The sequence below is a fragment of the Amycolatopsis acididurans genome, from assembly GCF_012328925.1.
GTDB lineage: Bacteria > Actinomycetota > Actinomycetes > Mycobacteriales > Pseudonocardiaceae > Amycolatopsis_E > Amycolatopsis_E acididurans.
Map to the genome: position 1 here is coordinate 131,124 of NZ_JAAXLS010000001.1, position 18,971 is coordinate 150,094.

Below are 18,971 nucleotides of genomic sequence, written 5' to 3' on the forward strand. Positions count from 1 at the left end.
CCGCCACACCACGATCCGCCACGAAGATCGGCGGAATCCCGCCCCTGGGTCATCCCTATGCGGGCGTGGCGGGCCTCAGTTGATGATCGGCGCGCCCGTCTTCTCCTTGATCTCGCCCGCGTCCACGCCCGGAGCGGTCTCCACCAGCCGCAGGCCCTCCGGAGTCACGTCGAGCACCGCCAGATCGGTGATGATCCGGTCCACCACACCGGCGCCGGTCAGCGGCAGATCGCACTTCTCCACGATCTTCGGCGTGCCGTCCTTGGCGATGTGATCGGTGATCACCACGACCCGCTTGGTGCCCGCGACCAGGTCCATCGCGCCGCCCATGCCCTTGACCAGCGCACCCGGCACGGTCCAGTTCGCCAGATCGCCGTTCGCACCGACCTGCAGCGCGCCCAGCAGGGCGATGTCGACGTGCCCGCCGCGGATCATCGCGAACGACGTGGCCGAGTCGAAGAAGCTGCCACCCGGATTGACCGTCACGGTCTGCTTGCCCGCGTTGATCAGGTCCGGGTCCTCTTCGCCCTCGATCGGGAACGGGCCGAGCCCGAGGATGCCGTTCTCGCTCTGCAGCGTCACCCGCACGCCTTGGGGCACGTGGTTGGCGACCAGCGTCGGGATCCCGATGCCGAGGTTGACGTAGTCGCCGTCGCGCAGTTCCCGCGCCGCGACCGCGGCCATCTCGTCGCGTGTCCAGCCCATGATCTCAGACCTCCGCCCTCGGCCGCACGGTCAGCTTCTCGATCTCCTTGACCCGCTCGGCCGCCTTGATCAGCCGGTTGACGAACACACCGGGCGTGATCACCAGGTCCGGGTCGACGAAGGAGTCGAGCACGATCTCGGCCTCGGCGACGCTGACCTTGCCGCACGTGGCCACCAGCGGGTTGAAGTTGCGCGCGGCGTAGCGGTAGACGAGATTGCCCGCGCGGTCCGCGGTGTGCGCGTGCACCAGCGACAGGTCCGCGACGATCCCGCGCTCCTGCACGTAGGTGACGCCGTCGAACTCGGCGTGCGGCTTGCCCTCCGCGATCGGCGTGCCCACCCCGGTCTTGGTATAGAACGCGGGAATCCCGGCGCCCCCGGCACGCATCCGCTCGGCGAGCGTGCCCTGCGGCGCGAACTCGACCTCGATCTCGCCGTCGAGGTACTGCTGCGCGAACAGCTTGTTCTCCCCGACGTAGGACGCGATCACCTTGCGCACCTGGCGGTTCTCCAGCAGCAGGCCGAGGCCCTTGCCGTCCACGCCCATGTTGTTGGACACGATCGTCAGGTCCCGTACCCCGGAGTCGCGCACGGCCTCGATGAGGTCGTTCGGATTCCCGGACAACCCGAAACCGCCCACGGCGATCGTGATGCCGTCCTTCAGCACGTCGGATAGCGCGTCGGCGGCGCTGCCATACATCGTGGACACGCGACCTCTCTTCCCAGCCTGTCCGTTCAATGAGCGACACCGGAAGTGAAAGCTCGCGCAGGTCAGGCGTCAAGGAAGCTCTCGCCTGATGAACGTCCCGGTGATGCGCGTTCACTGAGTGGACTACTATCGGTTGTGTGACCAGCCCTCCCGTGCACGTGACCGGCCGCATCGCCGCGGTGCTGCGCGCGCTGTCCGGCGTCGAGGGCCGGGGTGCGGCCACTTCGGCCCTCGCCCGTGCGACGGGACTCGCCCGGCCGACCGTGCACCGGCTGCTGGCCGCGCTCGCCGCCGAGGGCTATGTGGACCGCGACCAGCGCGACGGGCTGTGGTATCTCGGCCCGGAGCTGTACCTGCTGGGCGAGGTCGCGGCGCGCCGGTACGACGTCACCCAGCACGCGCGCGCGAGCGTGCACCGGCTGGCCGCCGCGACGGGGGAGAGCGCGTTCTTCTCCGCGCGCCGCGGGGAGGAGACGGTCTGCCTGCTGCGCGAGGACGGCGCGTTCCCGATCCGGTCGTTCGTGCTCTACGAGGGCGCCCGGTTCCCGCTCGGCGTGGTCTCCGCCGGTATCGTCGTGCTGGCGATGCTGCCCGACCGCGAGGTCGACGACTACCTCGGCCGCACCGATTTGACCGTCCACTGGGGACAGTCGCACAGCGCGGAGGCGTTACGGGAGCGGATCGCCCGCACGCGTGAGACCGGCTACTCGGTCAATCCGGGGCTCGTCGTCGAGGGCAGCTGGGGCATGGCCGCCACGGTGTTCAGCCGGGCGGGCGAACCGGCGTGGGCGCTCACCCTGACCGGCGTCGAGTCCCGCTTCCGCGACGAGCGCCGGCCCGAGCTGGGTGCGCTGCTGCTGAAGGAGGCGCACGCGCTGACCAACCTCCTGCGGGCGTAAATCTGGTTTATAGTTCCACCGTGGCAAGGCATTCCGCGGTTCACCTCGCCAATCTCGACCTGAACCTGCTGGTGACCCTGCGGGAGCTGCTCCGCGAGCGGAACGTGACCCGCGCGGCCGCCCGGCTCGGCGTGTCCCAGCCCGCCGTCAGTGCCTCGCTCGCCCGGCTGCGGCGCCACTTCGACGACGAACTGCTGGTGCGCAGCCGCGGCGGCTACGTGCTCTCCGCACTCGCGATCCAGCTCGCGGACCAGGTCGAGACCATCTGTACTGCCACCGAACGGCTCTTCGGCACCGGTCACGACTTCGATCCCGGTGCCTCGCGCCGCGAGTTCACACTGCTCATGGCCGACTACACGGTCGAGGTGCTGGGCGCGCGCCTGTCCACGCTGCTGGCCGAACAGGCTCCCGGCACGCACCTGCACGTGCGGCTCGTGCGGGAGGCGTTCGCGGCCGACATCGCGACCACGATCCGGTTCATCGACGGCATGGTCGCGCCCCCGGTGAGCCGGTTCGACCTGCCCGAGGTGCGGTCGGTGGAGCTGTTCACCGACCGCTGGGTGGTCGTCGCCGACCCCGCGAACCCGCACCTGGCCGGCGGCCCGGTCAGCCTGGAGGACCTGGCGGGGATGCCGTGGGTCGCGCCGTTCCAGCCCGACCGCGGTTTCCCGCCGGCGGCGCCGATGAGCCGCCAGCTCGTGCTGTTCGGGATCCAGCCACGCATCCAGATCCGGGTCGAGAGCTACCAGGCGGTGCCGCATTTCGTGGCGGGCACCGAGCGCGTCGCGTTGCTGCAGGAACGGCTCGCCACGCGGGTCGCGGGCCCGCTCGGGCTGCGGGTGCTGCCCTGCCCCGGCGACCCGGAGCCGATCGTGGAACGGCTGTGGTGGCACGCCGGTTACGACGGCGATCCGGCGCACCGCTGGCTGCGTGAGTCGCTGGTCGCGCTGGCCGCCGACCTGGCGGTATAAACCGGGCTGATCGCCGCGCAGCACAATTGTCTATTTCCGCGAGCGGCGATCGGGCTCCTAGCGTGTGAGCCATGCCGCATCCCCTCACCGAACTCAAGGTCCGCACCGTGCGCAAACCGGCCGGACCGGCGACCCACCGGGTGACCGCCGACGTCTGCGTGGTCGGCGCCGGCATCGCGGGCCTGTCGGCCGCGATCGAATCCGCCCGGCTGGGCCGCGACGTCGTGCTCGTGGACGCACTGCCGGTGCTGGGCGGGCAGATGGTCAACTCGCTGATCGGGCTGTTCTGTGGCGTTTTCGGCAACGCGCCGGAGTACCGCCAGCTCACCCACGGCATCTTCGACGACATCTTCCGCGATCTCGGCGAAACCGGGGACGTGTTCTACACCCGGCGCCACACCATGACGGTGGGCTACGACGAGGTCGTGCTGGGGCGCTGGGTCGAGAACACGGTGTCGGAGCTGGGCATCCAGGTGATCACCGGCGCGTCGATCACCGGCGTCGTCCGCGACGGCGGGCGCGTCGAGTCGGTCACCTTCGCCACCCGCTACGGCAGCGTCGAGGTCAGCGCGCTCGGGTTCACCGACGCCAGCGGCGACGCCTCGCTGGTGTGGGAGGCGGGGCTGCCGTGCCGGCTGCCCGAGCGCGAGATCTACGGCTCCCAGCAGCTCGTGGTCGAGCACGTGGACGAGGACGGCAAACCGGAACCGGACGACCTCGCCGAACGGGTGGGCGCCAAGGCCGAGCAGTACGGGCTGCGCCGTCACGACGGGCTCGCGTTCTACTTCCCCTCTCGCGGCACGGCCGTGCTGAACATGACCCACATCGAGGCCCCGCTGGAACCCGTCGCCGCGGCCCGCGCGCAGCTCGAAGGCAAGGCGCAGGCCGACCGCGTGGTGGACTTCCTGCGCGCGGAGTTTCCCGAGGCCTTCGCCCGCGCGCGCGTGCGCGCCTACGGGCTTCCCGGCCGTCGCCAGACACGGTGGGCGCAGGGGGCGCACCAGCTGACGATCGGCGAAGTCCGGGCGGGCACCCGCTTTCCCGACGCGGTCGCGCGCACGGCGTGGCCGGTCGAGCTGCACGACACCGCCGAGGGCTACGTGTGGGAGACCTTCGACGCCGACCACCTGCACTACGTGCCGCTGCGGTCGATGACCCCGCCCGAGGCGCACAACCTGCTGGTCGCCGGGCGCTGTGTGGACGGCGACGCGGCGGCGTTGTCGAGCGTGCGCGTGATGGGGCCGTGCGGGGCGATGGGCATGGCGGCGGCGCATGCGCTGGAGCTGGCGGGCAAGGACAGCGTGCACGACATCGACCATGCCGAACTGGCTGCCCGGCTGACCGCCAATCTCGACGGCTGATCGGAGAATCCCGTGGTACGCAGCGATTTCCCACCCGGCACGGTGCGCTGGGCGACCCGCCGGGCGCAGTGGCGGGCACTGGGGCTCACCGACGACGACCTGCGCAAACCGAAGATCGCGATCGTCAACTCCTCCTCGGATCTGGCGATCTGCTTCAGTCACCTGGACGAGATCGCGGCGCGGATCAAGAAGGGCGTCGCGGCGGCGGGTGGGCTCGGGTTCGAGGTGCGCACCACCGCGCCGAGCGATTTCATCCACTCCGCCGGTCACGGCGGCGGATACATCCTCTCCGCGCGCGACCTGATCGTGAACGACATCGAGGTCGCCGTGGAAGGCGCGCAGCTCGACGGCATGATCTGCCTCGCCAGCTGCGACAAGACCGCGCCGGCGCAGCTGATGGCGGCCGGCCGGCTGAACGTTCCCACGCTGCTCGTCGCGTGCGGATACCAGCCCAGCGGGTGTTTCCGCGGTGGGCACTGCGATATCGAGGACGTGTTCCTGCACGCCTGCGGTTCGTCCACAGTGGACGAGTTGACCGAGATGAGCGAGACCGCGATCGGCGGGCCCGGGGTGTGTCCCGGTATGGGCACCGCGAACTCGATGCACATCGTCGCCGAGGCACTCGGCATGGCGCTGCCCGGCACCACGCCGGTCGCCGCGAACTCACCCGCCATGTGGGCCGCGGCCGACGCGGCCGCGGCGCGCATCGTGGAGATGATCGGCGAGGATCTGCGGCCCCGCCAGGTGCTCACCGAGGCAGCGTTCACCAACGCGGTCCGGGTGGCGCTGGCGATCGGCGCGTCGATCAACACGATCAAGCACCTGCAGGCCGTCGCCGAAGAGTCCGAAGTGGACATCGATGTGCTCGGCCGGTACGCCGAACTGGGCGCGACCACACCGGTGCTCTCGGCGGTCCGGCCGAACGGGCCGCACACGATCGAACAGTTCGAGGCCGCCGGCGGCGCGGCCGCGGTGCTGCGGCAACTCGGCGACCTGATCGATCCGGCGCCGCTGACCGTGTCCGGGCGGACGGTGGGGCAGAACCCCGCGCCGGTGGTCGACCCCGAGGTCATCCGCCCTCGTGACCGTCCTTTCGCGACAGAGCCGCTCATCGTCGTGGTACGAGGTTCGCTCACCCCGGCGGGCGGAATCGTGAAACTCGCCGTGGACGACGAGCGCCCGGCCGCGTTCACCGGTCCGGCACGGTGTTTCGAGGCGCAGGAGGACGCCGTCGCCGCGCTCGGTGCCGACCGGATCGTCGCCGGTGACGTCGTCGTGCTGCGGGGCCTCGGCCCGCGCGGCCGACCCGGGATGGGCATGGCCTCGCAGATCGTGTTCGCGCTCGACCGCGCCGGGCTGACCGGGAAGGTCGCCGTGGTGACCGACGGGCAGCTGTCCGGCCTGGTCAACCGCGGCATCGTGGTCGGCGAGGCGAGACCGGAAGCCGCCGACGGCGGGCCGCTCGCCCTGGTCCGCGACGGCGACACCGTGCACGTCGACTTGCCGCGCCGCACCTGTGACCTGCTCGCCGACGTCACCGGCCGCGACCCCCGGTCCGCCCGTGAGCACGCCGAGACCGGCTGGCTCTCCATCTACCGCCGCACCGTGCGGCCCCTTGAAGACGGAGCGGTTCTCCGTCCCTGACACCCCAACCACCGGAGGACGGCAATGACGCTGCCCGGCAAACCCACCACCGTGATCACCGAAGCCGACGAACGGCGTTCCGCGCGCGGCGGGGCGTTCTCGATGTTCGTCGACAGTTTCGACGTCTACCTGCCCGCGCTCGTGCTGCCCGCGGCGATGGCGTACTTCATGCCCGCGCACCTGCCCGCCGAGGTCCGCGCGACCTTCACGACGCTGCTGTTCACCGTCGGCCTCGTCGCGCGGCCCATCGGCAGCGTCCTCTTCGGCAACCTGTCCGACCGCATCGGCCGCAAACCCGTCACCATGATCAGCGGCTGGGGCTTCACGATCGTCACGCTGCTGATCGGCCTGCTGCCCGGCTACGGATCCTGGGGCTACGGCGCGATCGCGATCTTCGCCGTGCTCCGGCTGATCGGCGGCATCTTCCTCGCCGGCGGATACGCCGCCCCGATCCCGCTCGCGCTGGAACAGGCGAATCCCACGCGGCGCGGCCGCGTGGGCGGGCTCATCGGCGTCGGCGCGCCCGGCTCGTTCCTCGTGATCAACCTGCTGCTGCTCGGCATGCTCGACGTGCTGCCGCACAGTGGTTTCCTGTCCTGGGGCTGGCGCATCCCGTTCTTCCTCGGGTTCGTGCTCGGGCTGGTCTACCTGTGGCACTACCGCCGCGTGAAGGAGGACGACACGCTCTTCGAGGGGCGCCGCACGAAGCGCCAGCCGGTGGTCGAACTGTTCACCACGCACCGCCGCCTGATCGTCAGCGTGTTCCTGTTCACCTGCGGCTACTGGTTCGCCACGCAGATGTCGGTGTCGTTCCTGCCGACGCTGCTGGTGCAGGTGCTGGACCAGAGCCCGCGGATGTCGACCACCGTGGAGATCATCAGCTCGGTGCTCACGATCGTGGCGATCATGGCGGTCGCCGCCCTCGGGCAGCGGATCGGGCGGCGCGCGCTGCTGATGCGCTGGGCGCTGGTGCTGGCGTTCGTGGTCGCCGGCGCGTTCGCACTGCTGACGGTGGCCGCGCGGGCCGGCGCCCCGGTGTGGCTCATCGGGCTGATCGCGGTGATCGCGAAGGTGCTGCCCTCGGCGCCGCTCGGCGTGATCCTGGTGTACCTCAACGAACGGTTCCCCGCCTCGGTGCGCGCCAGCGGCTACGGCATCGGCTACATGTTCGGCCTGATCCTGCCGGGGCTCTACACCTTCTGGCTGCTCGCGCTCAGCTCGTTCATGCCCTACGAGTTCACCCCGATCGTGCTCATCGTCTTCGGCGGCCTGCTGATGTTCGCCGCCGTGCGCCGCGGCCCGGAGACCAACGCTCCCGTCCCGGCGGTGACGGCGGCCCGGGAGGAGGTAGCGCGGTGATCCTCACCGACGAGGAGAAGGCGATGCGCGACGGCGCCGAGGGGCCCGCCGTCGCCGCGGCCATGGACCTGCTCATCCGCTACGGGGAGGCGCTGGACGCGCAACGCCTGTGCGACACGCGAAACGTCGCGGGCACCACCACGCAGCCCTCGCCGGTGAAGGCGAAACTCGTCGCCGAAGGCGGCTGGCACAAGGCCTTCGCGGTGCTCAACCTCGACTCCGACGCCGAGTTGGAGATCCCGGACATGAGGGTGCCGACCTGTCAGCTGCAGCAGGGTTTCGGCCCCGATTCGGCCGGGATCGCCCCGTACCCCCAGGAGTTCGTCGAGCTGCAGACCGACGCCGAGGCGTTCTACGGCCGGCGGGGCGTCAACATCCTCGCCACGTGCACCCCGTACCAGGTGGGCAACCTCCCGGTACGCGGCGAGCACTGCGCGTGGATGGAGTCCTCCGCGGTCGTGTACTGCAACTCGGTGATCGGTGCGCGCACCAACTGCGAGGGCGGCGCGTCCACCGGCGCGGCGTCGCTGACCGGCAAGATTCCCTGCTGGGGCAACCATCTACCGGAGAACCGGTTCGGTACTCACCTCATCCATGTGGACGAGGGCGTGCGGGACTTCCAGGACTGGGGCATGCTCGGCTACTTCGCGGGCGGGCTCGTGCAGGACGAGCGGCCCGTCGTGACCGGCGAGTTCGCGCATCCGGATCTGGTGGACCTCAAGCATTTCGGCGCCGCCGCGGCTTCGTCGGGTGGTGTGGAGCTCTATCACCTGCCGGGGATCACGCCGGAAGCGCCGACCGTCGAAGCCGCCTTCCGCGGCCGGATGCCGGATGCGATCCACTATGGACAGAAGGAGCGGCTGGCGGTTTACGAGACGCTCAACAACCAGGGCAGCTCGACCGACGTCGATTTCGTGCTGCTGGGCTGCCCGCACGCCTCGGTCGACCAGATCCGTGCCGCCGCGAAAGCGCTGGACGGCAAGCGTTTGCACGACGGCACCCAGCTGTGGATCATGGTGCCACGAGCGTTGAAGGCGGTGGCGGACCGCAGCGGCTACACCGCGGTGATCGAGGCGGCGGGAGGGAAACTGCTCGCCGACTCGTGCCCGGCGATGTCGCGTGCCGCACCGCCCGGCACGAAGGTGTTCGCGACGGACTCGGCCAAGCAGGCGCACTATCTGCCCGCGATCCTCGGCATCGAGGCGTGGTTCGGCTCGCTGGAGGACTGTGTGGACGCGGCCGTCACCGGGCGCTGGCGGGGTGAGCTGACGTGATCACGTTGCGCGGGCGCACGGTCGTGCCGGGAATTGTGGAGGGCGAGGCACTCGTGTCGCACGAAACCATCTCCGGCTGGGGCGGCATCGACCCGGCGACCGGCACGATCATCGAACGGCGGCACGAGCTGTCCGGGGTGTGCTTCACCGGCAAGATCCTGGTTTTCCCCGGCGCGAAGGGCTCTTCGGGCTGGTCCGGGTTCTTCCAGTCCACCCGGCTGCTCGGCACGGCGCCGCTCGGCCTGCTGTTCACCGTCACCACGACGAAGGCCGCGCTCGGCGCCGTGGTGACCAGGGTTCCGGCGATGAGCGATTTCGACATCGACCCGGTGTCGGTGATCCGTACCGGTGACCGCGTGCGCATCGACGCCGATCACGGGGTGGTGGAGGTCGAGCCCGCGCGGCCCTGAACGCTGGTGGGCAAGGAAAAGCCGAGTGCCTCGGCGGCGGCTTCGGGGGTGGGCTGCGACCAGCGGTCGAGGACGTGCGCGTTCGCCGACAGCGAGCGCATTTCCGCCCGGTCGAGGTAGAGCATGCCGTCGAGGTGGTCGGTCTCGTGCTGGACGATGCGCGCCGGCCAGCCCTCGGCCACCTCGTCGAGTTCGCGGCCGGTCTCGTCCTGGCCGCGCAGCCGCACGCGCTCGAGCCGCGCGGTGACCGCCTGCCAGCCCGGGACGCTCAGGCATCCTTCGAAGAACGCCGCCACACCGGGACCCGCCGCCTCGTAGCGAGGATTGACCAGCACGCGGAACGGCTGCGGCACCCGGCGGCGTGCCCGCAGCACCTCCGCCGGCCCGGGCGCGGGATCCTCGATGACGGCGATCCGCAACGGCACCCCGATCTGCGGCGCGGCCAGCCCGACACCCGGCGCCTCGTTCATCGTCGTGCGCATCAGGGCGAGCAGGCCGTCCAGTTGTGCGGCGGAAAGCTGCCCGTCGTAAGGCAGCGCGGGCCGCCGCAGCACGGGATCGCCCGCCGTCACGATCGGCGCGGGCGAGGCACCGGCGAGCAGTGTGTCGACCAGGTCACCGAGAGACGTCACGGGCGGAGCCTTTCCTTGCCATTTCGGGTCTTCCGACTCTAGTACCTCGCTGGAGATCACTGTCGGGTGTGTCCATTGTGTCCGCTCGGCGTCGGAACGGGACCGGCGGACCGGTGCCGGCCACCTGACATGGGGTCGTGGCTCCGCCGCTCGCGCTGGAACCGGCGAGGTAGCGGCCGCGAGATCCGGCCGATGACGAACCGGGAGTGCCATGGATCGTGCACCCGCTCGGGCTGTGGGAGGACCCCGCCTGCGACGAGCGCGCCCGATCGTGGGCGCGGCACGTGCGGGAGGCGAGGCCGCACTCGCCCACCGAGCGCTCAACTCGCGCGCGCCCAAACCCCAACGTGCGCGCCGAAAGCCGAACTCGGGCGCGCGCAACCCTGGACTCGCGCCCACCCGACGCCCAACTCGCGCGTTCGACGCCCGACTTGCGCGCATCCATAGCCGAACTCGCGCCCAGCCGACGCCGAACTGGCGCGCTCAACCCTGAACTCGGGCGCGCTTAAACCTCGACTCGGCCGCAGCGAAACCTCAACTCGCGCGTTCGACGCCCGACTTGGCCGCGCTCAAACCCCGACTCGGCCGCAGCGAAACCCCGACTCGCGCGTATCCAAACCTCGACTCGGGCGCGGCCAGAGCTGGACTCGCGGGTGGGGTTAGAACTCGTCGCTTGCCGAGAGCTTGTGCTCGAACTCGTCGGCCTTGGCGGCGACCGAGCGCATCGGGCGCTCGAACTCCTCCTGGATGTGCAGCGACGTCAGCGGCACCATGTGCTTGATCAGCGCGACACCGTCGACCACGGCGGCGCCGCCGACGCTGGTCGAGCCCGCGAGTTCGAGCAGGCGGCGCAGGTCGATCTTGTCGGCCCAGCCGACCGCGGAGGAGATCTCGGCCCACTCCGCGCCGTCGTGCTCGGGCAGGTGGTGCACGGTGACCTGCTGGGAACGGCTGTCCCCGGTGTCGAGCCGGAAGCGCAGCCAGTCGCCCCGTTCCTCCAGCACCTCGTACCGCACGCGCACGTAGTTGATCACGTCGGTCCAGATGGTCACTCTTTCCCCGCCTCTCGCCCCGTGGCCTTTGGCGCCAGCTTAACGGTCAGGACCCCGGCAGCTCGCCGTACCGCACCGCTGCGCCGACCATGGTCGCCAGCACCTCGATATCGGCCAGCTCCGCCACCCCGACGCGATAGGGATCCGCGCCCAGCACGACGAGATCGGCGAGTTTCCCGCGTTCGACACTGCCCGCCACGTCCTCCATCAGGCAGGCCGTCGCGGCGCCGAGCGTCGCCGCCCGCAACGCCTCGGCCACGGTCAGCTCCTCGCCCGGCCCGACGTGCCTCCCGGTCGCCGCGCGCCGCTGCACCATGAACCGCACCGCGCGCAGCGGGGCGCCGTCCACCACCGGCCGGTCCGAACTCGACGCCAGCGGGATACCCGCGTCGAGCAGCGCGCGGCCCCGGTACAGCCAGCCCGCGCGGTCCGGGCCGAGCACGTCGGAGTAGTCGTCCCCGTTGACCCACAGGAACTCCGGCTGGATCACCGCGGTCGCGCCGACCGCCGCGAGCCGGGCGAGCTGGTCCGGCCGCACCATCCCGCAGTGCTCGATCCGGTGCCGGGGATCGGGCCTGGGCACCGCCCGCTGCGCCTCCTCCAGCGCGTCCAGCGCCACGTCCAGCGCACGGTCACCGATCGCGTGCACCGCCAGCTGCCAGCCCGCCGCGTGCCCGTCGAGGATCACTCGCCGCAGCGCGGCCGGATCGTCCTGCAGCAGCCCGGAAGAATCGCTGCCTTCATAAGGCGCGGACAGCGCCGCCGTGCGGGCCTGGATGCCGCCGTCGAGCCACAGTTTCAGCGCTCCGACACCGAGCCATTCGTCCCCGAAGCCGGTGCGCAGCCCCAGATCCATCCCGCGCCGGATGCCGTCCTCGGGATGCGCCGCGAGCTTTCGCAGCGCGTCCGCGGCGACCATCAGCCGCATCCGCACGGGCAGCCTGCCCTGGTCCCGCGCCGACTGGTAGGCCGAGACCTCGACCGGCGGCGTCGCGATGAGCCCGCCGCCGATCCCGGCTTCCGCGCACATCGTGATGCCCTGCGACAGGCACGTGCGTCCGGCGCGTTCGATCGCGTCGACCAGTTCGGCGTTGCGGTAGGGCAGCCGCGCCGCGCGCACCGCGGTCTGCGCGTTCTCCAGCATCAGGCCGTTGGGTTCGCCGTCGTCCCTGCCGACCTCGTCGCCGAGCGCGGCCAGTTCCGCGGCGGGCACCAGGTCGAGCACCGCGCTGTTGACCACCCCGGCGTGCCCCGACGTGTGCTTGAGCCACAGCCGCCGCCCCGCCGACACGGCGTCCAGCTCGGCGCGCGTGAGGTGACCGCCGATGGCGCGCTGGTCGTAGCCGGTGACCTCGACCCAGTCACCGGGTGCCGCCGCGCGGCACGCCTTTTCGAGCGCGGCGAGCATCCCGGCCCGCTCCACGATGCCGGTCAGGTCGGTGCCGCCCTGCGCCATGCCCGACCACACCATGTGCGTGTGCGCGTCGACGAATCCGGGCAGCACCACGGCGCCGCCCAGCCGCACGGTCCGCGCCGCGGGCAGCCCGTCCAGCTGTTCGTCCACACCCACGATGCGGCCGTGCCAGATGCCGATCCGGCTCGCGCGCGGCCGGCGCGGGGACATGGTGTGCACGGTCGCGTCCTCGAGCAGCAGATCAAGCATCCGCGCGTCCTCCCGCGAGCGCGACGGTCGTGGCCAGTATCGCGCCGAGCTGCACGCCGACCAGTTTCGCCAGCGGGATTTCCTGCCGCTGCTGGGGATCCTCGGCGATCCAGCCCTCGAACACCTCCGACAGCCGCTGGTGCGCCGCCCGGATCGCGGGCGTGCCGTTGCCGATCGCGAGCTCGCCGCCGAGCACGTTGAGCAGCATGCCGCCGAACCGGACCCGCCCGGACAGCACGCTGCCGATCGCGTGGAACCGCTCCGCGACGACAGCGGGCCGGTCGTTGTCCTGCCTGCCCGCCAGCGTCCGCGAGGATTCGGCGGCGTCCCACAGGAACGGGATGAACGCCTCGCTCGCGCGCAGGTACGGCGAGCGCACCGACAGATCCGGCCGCACCGATTCCAGCAGCCCGGTGAGCGTGCGCGCGGTCTCCTCGAATCGTTCGCCCCGCTCGGCGAGCAACTCGGGATAGGACATCGCCAGCGGGGTGTGGTCGTCGGCGTCGGGGCTGGCCCAGTACGGCACCTCCGCCGCCAGATACCGCGTGCCGTACCTGGCGGCGTAGGCGCCGCTGGAGGTGCCCGCCTTCCGCCGTCCGGCGTCCAGGCCGAGCTCCTCCATGAAGTCGCATTCCTGCTCGGCGGTGAAACCGCGGAAGATCGCGGGCGCGATCTGCTCGATGAACGCCGCCTCCGGCTCACCGGTGTGCAGCGGCAGCCCGAGCCGCACCGGGATCGCGGCGAGCTGTTCGTTGAGCGCGTCGGTGGTGTCGCTGAGGTAGTAGTAGACGCCGCCGTACTCGCCGTTGTGCAGTGAGCACAGCAGCGCCGGTTTCGTCTCGTCGATCACCCGCATGAGCGCGATCGTCTCCGGCATCACCCGGTCGAAGAAGTTTTCCTTGTAGGCGAAGGGGAAACTCCACTCCACCTGCTCGCCGGGCGCGGGCCGGTAGAACGAGCGGCCGTAGGAGCCCAGCGTGAGCGGGGGAGTGAACCAGCCTTCGTTGAGCCGCGTGCCGTCCGGGTCGATGCACGGGATGATGTGCCAGGTACAGCCGAGTTCCTCGCGCAGCGCGTCGTTTTCGGTGAGGGTCCGCGCGAGCCGGATCGAGGTGAGCCCGCCGACCGGTTCGTTGGGGTGCACCGCGGCGACCACGAGGATCCGGCGCGGGCCGCCGGAGATCGTCAGTGACCACAATGGCTCGCCCAGCTTCGACGAACCGATCCGGTGCCAGCGCGTCAGCTCCGGGTACTGCCGCGCGATCTGCCCGGCCTGGGCGAGCAACTCGTCCACGCCGGCGAAGCGCTCGACGGGCGGGATCGACCCGGCGAGCGCCATGATGCGTTCGAACACCACGTTCCTTTCAGGTTCTTCGCGGGGGCGCGCACCGTTCGTCGCCGCTCGATGCGCTCCTTCCCGGTGCCCGTCAGCGCGACCCCGGCGCCAGGAGTCCCCGGCGGAAGGCCTCGGCGACCGCGGCGGCGCGGTCGCCGACTCCGAGTTTGCCGTAGATGTTGAGCAGATGGGTTTTGACGGTGGCCTCGGTGATGAACAGCTTCGCGGCGGCGTCGCGGTTGGTGTTGCCCGCCGCGACGAGTTCCAGTACCTCCAGCTCCCGGCGGCTCAGCGGCCCGGCTTCGGGGGTGCGCACCCGGTTCATCAGCGCGGCGGCCACCGACGGGGCGAGCACGGCCTCGCCCCGCGCCGCGGCGGTGACCGCGCGCAGCAGTTCGGCGCGCGGCGCGTCCTTGAGCAGATATCCGGTCGCGCCGGCCTCGATCGCGGGCAGCACGTGGCTGTCGGTGTCGTAGGTGGTCAGCACCAGCACCCGCGCGGTGCTGCCCTGGCGCGCGAGTTCGCTGATCGCGGCGACGCCGTCCATGCCGGGCATTCGCAGGTCCATCAGGATCACGTCGGGCCGCAGCGTCGCGGCCAGCCGCACCGCCTCGGCGCCGTCGGCGGCCTCGCCGAGCACGCCGAACCCCGGCTCGCGGGCGAACATGCTGCACAGCCCGTCCCGCACCACGGGATGGTCGTCGACGACCAGCAGCCCGATCATGACCGCACCGCCGGCACACGGGCCGAGATCCCCGTACCGCATCCCGGTCCGGACTCGACGCGCAGCGTGCCGGACAGGCTTTCCACGCGCTGCCGCATCGCGACGAGACCGAACCCGTCCGACGAGCCACCGGGATCGAACCCCCGGCCGTCGTCGCGGACGTCGAGCGCGACCTCACCGTCCAGATAGGACAGTGTGAGGCCGACGCGGTTCGCGTTCGCGTGCCTGGCCACGTTGGCCAGCGCCTCCTGCGCCGTGCGCAGCAGCGCGATCTCGGCCTCGGCGGGCAACGGGCAGGCGGTGCCGGTCGTGGTGACCTCCACCGTCAGCCCGTTGCGCGCGGACCATTTCGCGGCGACTCCGGCCAGGGCCTCGCTCAGCCGCGCGGCCTCCAGCGGTTCCGGCCGCAGTGCGCGTACCGACCGCCGCGCCTCGGACAGGCTTTCCCGCGCCAGCGCGGTCGCGGCGCCGACGTGACGGCGCCACCCCACCGGATCGTGCTCGGCGGCCTGCAACTGCGTGACGATCCCGGTCAGTCCCTGCGCCAGCGTGTCGTGGATTTCGCGGGCCATCCGCTGCCGTTCGTCGAGCACCCCGGCCTCGCGGGCGAGCCGGACGTTCTCGTCGAACATCGCCTCCAGCCTGCGGTTGGCCTCGCGCACGTCGGCCAGCGCCTGCCTGCGCTGCTCGTCCTGCTGCCCGTCCCGCCAGGCGAACCACGCGAACCCGCACATCGGCACCACGTTCACCACCAGGATCGCCAGATACCCCACCAGCCCGGCGGCGGTGGTCTTGTCCAGTCCGTACGCCTGCGCCGTGCCCGCCACGACCGCGACCGCGCCGACCCCGGCCAGCCGCCACGGCCAGCGCAGGACCCGGAACGCGTAGAAGTAGGCGGCGGGAGTGAAGAAACCGAACCACGGCGCCCGCACGACGAGCACCGCCGTGATCGCGAGCAGCACCGTGAAGAACACCGCCATCACCACCGGCCGCGTGCGCCATCCCGGCCGCAGCGTGAACACCCCCAGCATCCACGCGGCGGCCGCGCCACACAGCCAGAACACGACGGGGTCCGGCCCGATCGGCACCGTGACGAGCACGAGCACCGCCAGCAGCACGTACGGCACGACCGTGACCACCGGCGAAGACACACCATCTCGGCTCATCGGCGCCCTCCCCGGCAGCCAATCTAGTCGCGTCGCCGGTTCACCAGCACCACCACGGCCGCGAGCAGCACCCCGCAGACGGCCTGTTCGATCCGCAGCCAGACCGGGAACGTGCCGGGCAGCGCGATGATCACCACCGCCGCGGCGAGCATCACGGCGGAGATGATCCGCAGCCGCCGCAGAGCCGGGCGTGAGCCATTCGCGGCGCGCACCGTGAACAGGAAGATCAGCGCGGCGTTGAGCAGTACGAACAGTCCGCGGATCCACACCGCGTCGGTGACCAGAGCCGGGTCGCCGTGCAGCAGTGCGGCGGCCACGAGGGTGAGCACGCTGAGCGCGAGATAGCCGACCGCGAGCAGGCGCACCGTGCGCAACGGCGGGGCGGCGGTGAGGTTTTTGTTCATGTCACAGAGCTTCGCCGGGATATCGGCGCGCCGGTATCGGTCGATCCGCCGGCCGCGGGGATGATTCCGTGCTCCACCGATCGGTTGATTCTCAGGGTTCGGCTCCGGGAGAAACCGGAGGACTTTTGTCGGGGGCAGGGCCTATGTTGGGTGCACAGCAGACAGGGGGTATGTCGGTTATGCCTGAATCAGACGTAGCGGTGCGAGCGCGTGGCCTGGTCAAGACCTACGGGTCGACCCGCGCGCTCGACGGGGTCGATCTCGACATCCCGGTCGGGCAGGTGATGGGCCTGCTCGGCCCGAACGGTGCCGGCAAGACCACCACCGTGCGCATCCTGACCACCCTGCTGCGGCCCGATGCGGGGCAGGCGTCGGTCGCCGGGCACGACGTGCTCACCGAGCCCGATCCGGTGCGGCGCGCGATCGGGCTGTCCGGTCAGTACGCGGCGGTCGACGAGAACCTCACCGGTTTCGAGAACCTGTACATGGTGGGCAGGCTCTACGGCAGGAAACGGGCGGCGGCCAAGGCGCGGGCGCGTGAGCTGCTGAGCCGGTTCCGGCTGGAGGAGGCGGCCGACCGGCCCGCGAAAGGCTATTCGGGTGGGATGCGCAGGCGGCTGGACCTGGCCGGGGCGCTGGTCGGCGAGCCCAGCGTGGTAATCCTGGACGAGCCGACCACGGGCCTGGACCCGGCGGGCCGCCTCGACACCTGGGACGTGATCAAGGAACTCGTCGCCGACGGCACCACGGTGCTGCTCACGACGCAGTACCTGGAGGAGGCCGACCAGCTCGCCGACGCCATCGTGGTGATCGACAAGGGCAAGGTGATCGCGCGCGGCACGGCCGACGAGCTGAAGGCGCAGACCGGGGGAGAGCGGCTGGAGCTGGTGCTGGCCTCGGCCGCGGACCTGCCGGTGGCTGGGCAGGTGCTGCGGGAGGTCGGCTCCGGCGAGCCGGTCGCCGACGAGCACACCCGCAAGATCGAGATCCTCGTCGACACGGGGCCGAAGGCGCTGATCGAGGCGTTGCGCAGGCTCGACGCGCTGAACGTCACGGTGCAGGACGTGGGGTTGCACCGGCCCACGCTGGACGACGTGTTCCTGTCGCTGACCGGGCACGGCGCGCAGGACCGTGCGGAGGTGGCGAAATGAGCGCGCTCGCGAAGGGTATTTCCGACGGTGGCGTGATCACCTGGCGGAACCTGATGAACATCCGGCGCAATCCGGACTGGCTGATGGCGGCGACGCTGCAGCCGATCATGTTCGTGCTGTTGTTCGCGTACGTCTTCGGTGACGCCATCGGCGGCGCGGCCGGTGGTGCGGCGTACCGGGAGTTCCTGATCGCCGGGATCTTCGCGCAGACGGTGGCGTTCAACTCGGCGTTCACCGTGATCGGGTTCGCGAACGATCTGCAGAAGGGCATCATCGACCGGTTCCGCTCGCTGCCGATGTCACGGCTGGCGGTGGTGCTGGGGCGGACCATGTCGGATCTCGTGGTCAGCGTGGTGGCGCTGCTGGTGATGTCGCTGTGCGGGCTGATCGTGGGCTGGCGGATCCACGGCGGTTTCGGCGACGCGGTGCTCGGCTATCTGGTGATGCTGATGTTCGCGTGGGCGCTGTCGTGGGTCGGCGCGCTGATCGGGCTGGTGGCGCGGAGCGTGGAGGTCGCGCAGAGTGCCGGGCTGATCTGGATGTTCCCGCTGAGCTTCATCTCCTCGGCGTTTGTCCCGCTGGACAAACTGCCCGGGATTCTGCGGGTGATCGCCGAGTGGAACCCGTTCACCGCGGTCATCAACGCCACGCGCAATCTGTTCGGCAACCACTTCGGCGCCGCACCGGTGGGCTGGCCCGCCCAGCACGCGGCGCTGTACTCGGTCGTGTGCTGCGTCGTGATCATCGCGATCTTCGCCCCGCTGGCGACGGCGCGATACCGGAAGGTGGCGAGCAAGTAGGGGCGACGCGCGCTCAGCGCGGAGCCCGCCCGAGCAAGCCGTCCGCGATCAGGTCCGCCAGCTCTCGCGCGGTGCGTTCCTGGGTTTCCCGGGTGACGGGCCGGGCCCGGCCGAGCCGGTGCGCGAGTGGCAGCTGGACCAGGCCGGCGACCGGGCTGATCACGGCGAAGAACAGCACATCCATGGGCACGGTGGGCATGCGGCCCGCCGCCATCAGCCGCTCGACCGCCGGAACCAGCGGGTCCAGCGTCGGCGCCACGTAGTTGTCGTACAAGTAGTCCAATCGTTCGGACTCGCGGCTGAACTCGTCGGCCAGCAAGCGGCCGAGCAGCGGTGCCTCGACGGCGGCCTGATAGAAGTGGACGATCACCGACCGTACCCGCTCGGCGTCGTCCACGTCGGCGTCGAGCAGTTCCTCCCGCTCCCGCTGGTCGCCCTCCAGCGCCGCGTCCACCACGGCCCGCCAGAAGCTGGCCTTGGACCCGTAGCGGTCGTTGATGAAGTTGTGGCTGACGCCCAGCCGTCTCGCGAGCTCTCTGGCCGAGGTCCGGTCGTAGCCGAGTTCGGCGAAGGCCTCCATGCCCCGCCGGAGGATCTCGGCCTCGGCGGGCACCGGAGGGGCGCCCGCCCCGGGGCGCCCCGGTCCTCGCGCCGCGCCGGTCGCCGGCTCGTGCACCGCCATGCGCTCATTCTCCTCGACGACTGCGCCCT

The 18,971-nt window shown here is 71.0% G+C and carries 19 protein-coding genes; 9 read left to right on the forward strand and 10 right to left on the reverse strand.

Translation table 11 applies throughout. The features are described 5' to 3' along the window. Positions 1-75: 75 nt before the first annotated feature. Positions 76-705 (reverse strand): CoA transferase subunit B, encoded by a 630-nt coding sequence (locus HFP15_RS00635; RefSeq protein WP_168510241.1) that lies wholly within the window; start codon positions 703-705, stop codon positions 76-78. 4 nt (positions 706-709) lie between these two features. After that, positions 710-1,405 carry a CoA transferase subunit A gene (locus HFP15_RS00640; RefSeq protein WP_210716663.1) on the reverse strand — a complete coding sequence of 232 codons (696 nt, stop codon included), beginning with the start codon at positions 1,403-1,405 and terminating at the stop codon, positions 710-712. 146 nt (positions 1,406-1,551) lie between these two features. On the opposite strand from HFP15_RS00640, the gene HFP15_RS00645 reads away from it, so the two are divergent. The 7 genes from HFP15_RS00645 (at position 1,552) to HFP15_RS00675 (ending at position 9,332) form a co-directional block, all read left to right on the forward strand. Next, positions 1,552-2,313, forward strand: a complete 762-nt coding sequence (locus HFP15_RS00645) for an IclR family transcriptional regulator (RefSeq protein ID WP_168510245.1) — start codon at positions 1,552-1,554, stop codon at positions 2,311-2,313. A gap of 20 nt (positions 2,314-2,333) precedes the next feature. Continuing rightward, the gene (locus HFP15_RS00650; protein ID WP_168510247.1) at positions 2,334-3,284 is read left to right on the forward strand and encodes a LysR family transcriptional regulator; all 951 of its coding nucleotides are present in this window, start codon (positions 2,334-2,336) and stop codon (positions 3,282-3,284) included. Positions 3,285-3,355: 71 nt separating this feature from the next. Beyond that, positions 3,356-4,645, forward strand: a complete 1,290-nt coding sequence (locus HFP15_RS00655) for an FAD-dependent oxidoreductase (protein WP_168510249.1) — start codon at positions 3,356-3,358, stop codon at positions 4,643-4,645. Between the two features lie 12 nt (positions 4,646-4,657). Further along, a complete protein-coding gene (locus HFP15_RS00660) occupies positions 4,658-6,289 on the forward strand; it encodes a dihydroxy-acid dehydratase (RefSeq protein WP_168510251.1) in 1,632 nt (543 codons plus the stop codon). Between the two features lie 24 nt (positions 6,290-6,313). Continuing rightward, entirely contained in the window at positions 6,314-7,648 is a 1,335-nt protein-coding gene (locus HFP15_RS00665) for an MFS transporter (RefSeq protein ID WP_168510253.1), read from the forward strand. After that, positions 7,645-8,922: an aconitase X gene (locus HFP15_RS00670; protein ID WP_168510255.1), complete on the forward strand. Its 1,278-nt coding sequence runs from the start codon at positions 7,645-7,647 to the stop codon at positions 8,920-8,922. The genes HFP15_RS00665 and HFP15_RS00670 overlap by 4 nt, the downstream gene beginning before the upstream one ends. Next, positions 8,919-9,332: an aconitase X swivel domain-containing protein gene (locus HFP15_RS00675; protein ID WP_168510257.1), complete on the forward strand. Its 414-nt coding sequence runs from the start codon at positions 8,919-8,921 to the stop codon at positions 9,330-9,332. Before HFP15_RS00670 ends, HFP15_RS00675 begins: the two co-directional genes overlap by 4 nt. Here HFP15_RS00675 and HFP15_RS00680 read toward each other — a convergent pair. The 7 genes from HFP15_RS00680 to HFP15_RS00710 form a co-directional block, all read right to left on the reverse strand. Continuing rightward, positions 9,296-9,964 carry a peptide deformylase gene (locus tag HFP15_RS00680; protein ID WP_312871351.1) on the reverse strand — a complete coding sequence of 223 codons (669 nt, stop codon included), beginning with the start codon at positions 9,962-9,964 and terminating at the stop codon, positions 9,296-9,298. The two genes, HFP15_RS00675 and HFP15_RS00680, sit on opposite strands and share 37 nt — an antisense overlap. Positions 9,965-10,623: 659 nt before the next feature. Then, complete coding sequence (locus HFP15_RS00685) at positions 10,624-11,016, reverse strand: hypothetical protein (protein WP_168510261.1); 393 nt, start codon at positions 11,014-11,016, stop codon at positions 10,624-10,626. Positions 11,017-11,062: 46 nt separating this feature from the next. Then, entirely contained in the window at positions 11,063-12,679 is a 1,617-nt protein-coding gene (locus HFP15_RS00690; RefSeq protein ID WP_168510263.1) for an amidohydrolase, read from the reverse strand. After that, positions 12,672-14,033, reverse strand: a complete 1,362-nt coding sequence (locus HFP15_RS00695) for a M14 family zinc carboxypeptidase (protein ID WP_168510265.1) — start codon at positions 14,031-14,033, stop codon at positions 12,672-12,674. The genes HFP15_RS00690 and HFP15_RS00695 overlap by 8 nt, the downstream gene beginning before the upstream one ends. 73 nt (positions 14,034-14,106) lie before the next feature. Further along, positions 14,107-14,739, reverse strand: a complete 633-nt coding sequence (locus tag HFP15_RS00700) for a response regulator (RefSeq protein WP_168510267.1) — start codon at positions 14,737-14,739, stop codon at positions 14,107-14,109. After that, positions 14,736-15,905 carry a sensor histidine kinase gene (locus HFP15_RS00705; protein ID WP_168510269.1) on the reverse strand — a complete coding sequence of 390 codons (1,170 nt, stop codon included), beginning with the start codon at positions 15,903-15,905 and terminating at the stop codon, positions 14,736-14,738. Before HFP15_RS00705 ends, HFP15_RS00700 begins: the two co-directional genes overlap by 4 nt. 23 nt (positions 15,906-15,928) lie before the next feature. Further along, entirely contained in the window at positions 15,929-16,309 is a 381-nt protein-coding gene (locus HFP15_RS00710; protein WP_168510271.1) for a hypothetical protein, read from the reverse strand. A gap of 179 nt (positions 16,310-16,488) precedes the next feature. Between HFP15_RS00710 and HFP15_RS00715 the strand changes: the two genes are divergently transcribed. Both HFP15_RS00715 and HFP15_RS00720 read left to right on the forward strand, forming a co-directional pair. Continuing rightward, positions 16,489-17,460: an ATP-binding cassette domain-containing protein gene (locus tag HFP15_RS00715; protein ID WP_168510273.1), complete on the forward strand. Its 972-nt coding sequence runs from the start codon at positions 16,489-16,491 to the stop codon at positions 17,458-17,460. Then, positions 17,457-18,260 (forward strand): ABC transporter permease, encoded by an 804-nt coding sequence (locus HFP15_RS00720; RefSeq protein ID WP_168510275.1) that lies wholly within the window; start codon positions 17,457-17,459, stop codon positions 18,258-18,260. The genes HFP15_RS00715 and HFP15_RS00720 overlap by 4 nt, the downstream gene beginning before the upstream one ends. Positions 18,261-18,273: 13 nt before the next feature. Here HFP15_RS00720 and HFP15_RS00725 read toward each other — a convergent pair whose 3' ends face one another. Beyond that, on the reverse strand, positions 18,274-18,942 hold the full coding sequence (locus tag HFP15_RS00725; protein WP_168510277.1) for a TetR/AcrR family transcriptional regulator: 669 nt from the start codon (positions 18,940-18,942) through the stop codon (positions 18,274-18,276). Between the last annotated feature and the right edge of the window lie 29 nt (positions 18,943-18,971).

Coding starts and splice junctions, on each gene's coding strand:
- HFP15_RS00635 (WP_168510241.1), bottom strand. CDS start 705: ATGGGCTGGACACGCGACGAGATGGCCGCGGTCGCGGCGCGGGAACTG.
- HFP15_RS00640 (WP_210716663.1), bottom strand. CDS start 1,405: ATGTATGGCAGCGCCGCCGACGCGCTATCCGACGTGCTGAAGGACGGC.
- HFP15_RS00655 (WP_168510249.1), top strand. CDS start 3,356: ATGCCGCATCCCCTCACCGAACTCAAGGTCCGCACCGTGCGCAAACCG.
- HFP15_RS00665 (WP_168510253.1), top strand. CDS start 6,314: ATGACGCTGCCCGGCAAACCCACCACCGTGATCACCGAAGCCGACGAA.
- HFP15_RS00690 (WP_168510263.1), bottom strand. CDS start 12,679: ATGCTTGATCTGCTGCTCGAGGACGCGACCGTGCACACCATGTCCCCG.
- HFP15_RS00700 (WP_168510267.1), bottom strand. CDS start 14,739: ATGATCGGGCTGCTGGTCGTCGACGACCATCCCGTGGTGCGGGACGGG.
- HFP15_RS00705 (WP_168510269.1), bottom strand. CDS start 15,905: ATGAGCCGAGATGGTGTGTCTTCGCCGGTGGTCACGGTCGTGCCGTAC.
- HFP15_RS00710 (WP_168510271.1), bottom strand. CDS start 16,309: ATGAACAAAAACCTCACCGCCGCCCCGCCGTTGCGCACGGTGCGCCTG.
- HFP15_RS00715 (WP_168510273.1), top strand. CDS start 16,489: ATGCCTGAATCAGACGTAGCGGTGCGAGCGCGTGGCCTGGTCAAGACC.
- HFP15_RS00720 (WP_168510275.1), top strand. CDS start 17,457: ATGAGCGCGCTCGCGAAGGGTATTTCCGACGGTGGCGTGATCACCTGG.
- HFP15_RS00725 (WP_168510277.1), bottom strand. CDS start 18,942: ATGGCGGTGCACGAGCCGGCGACCGGCGCGGCGCGAGGACCGGGGCGC.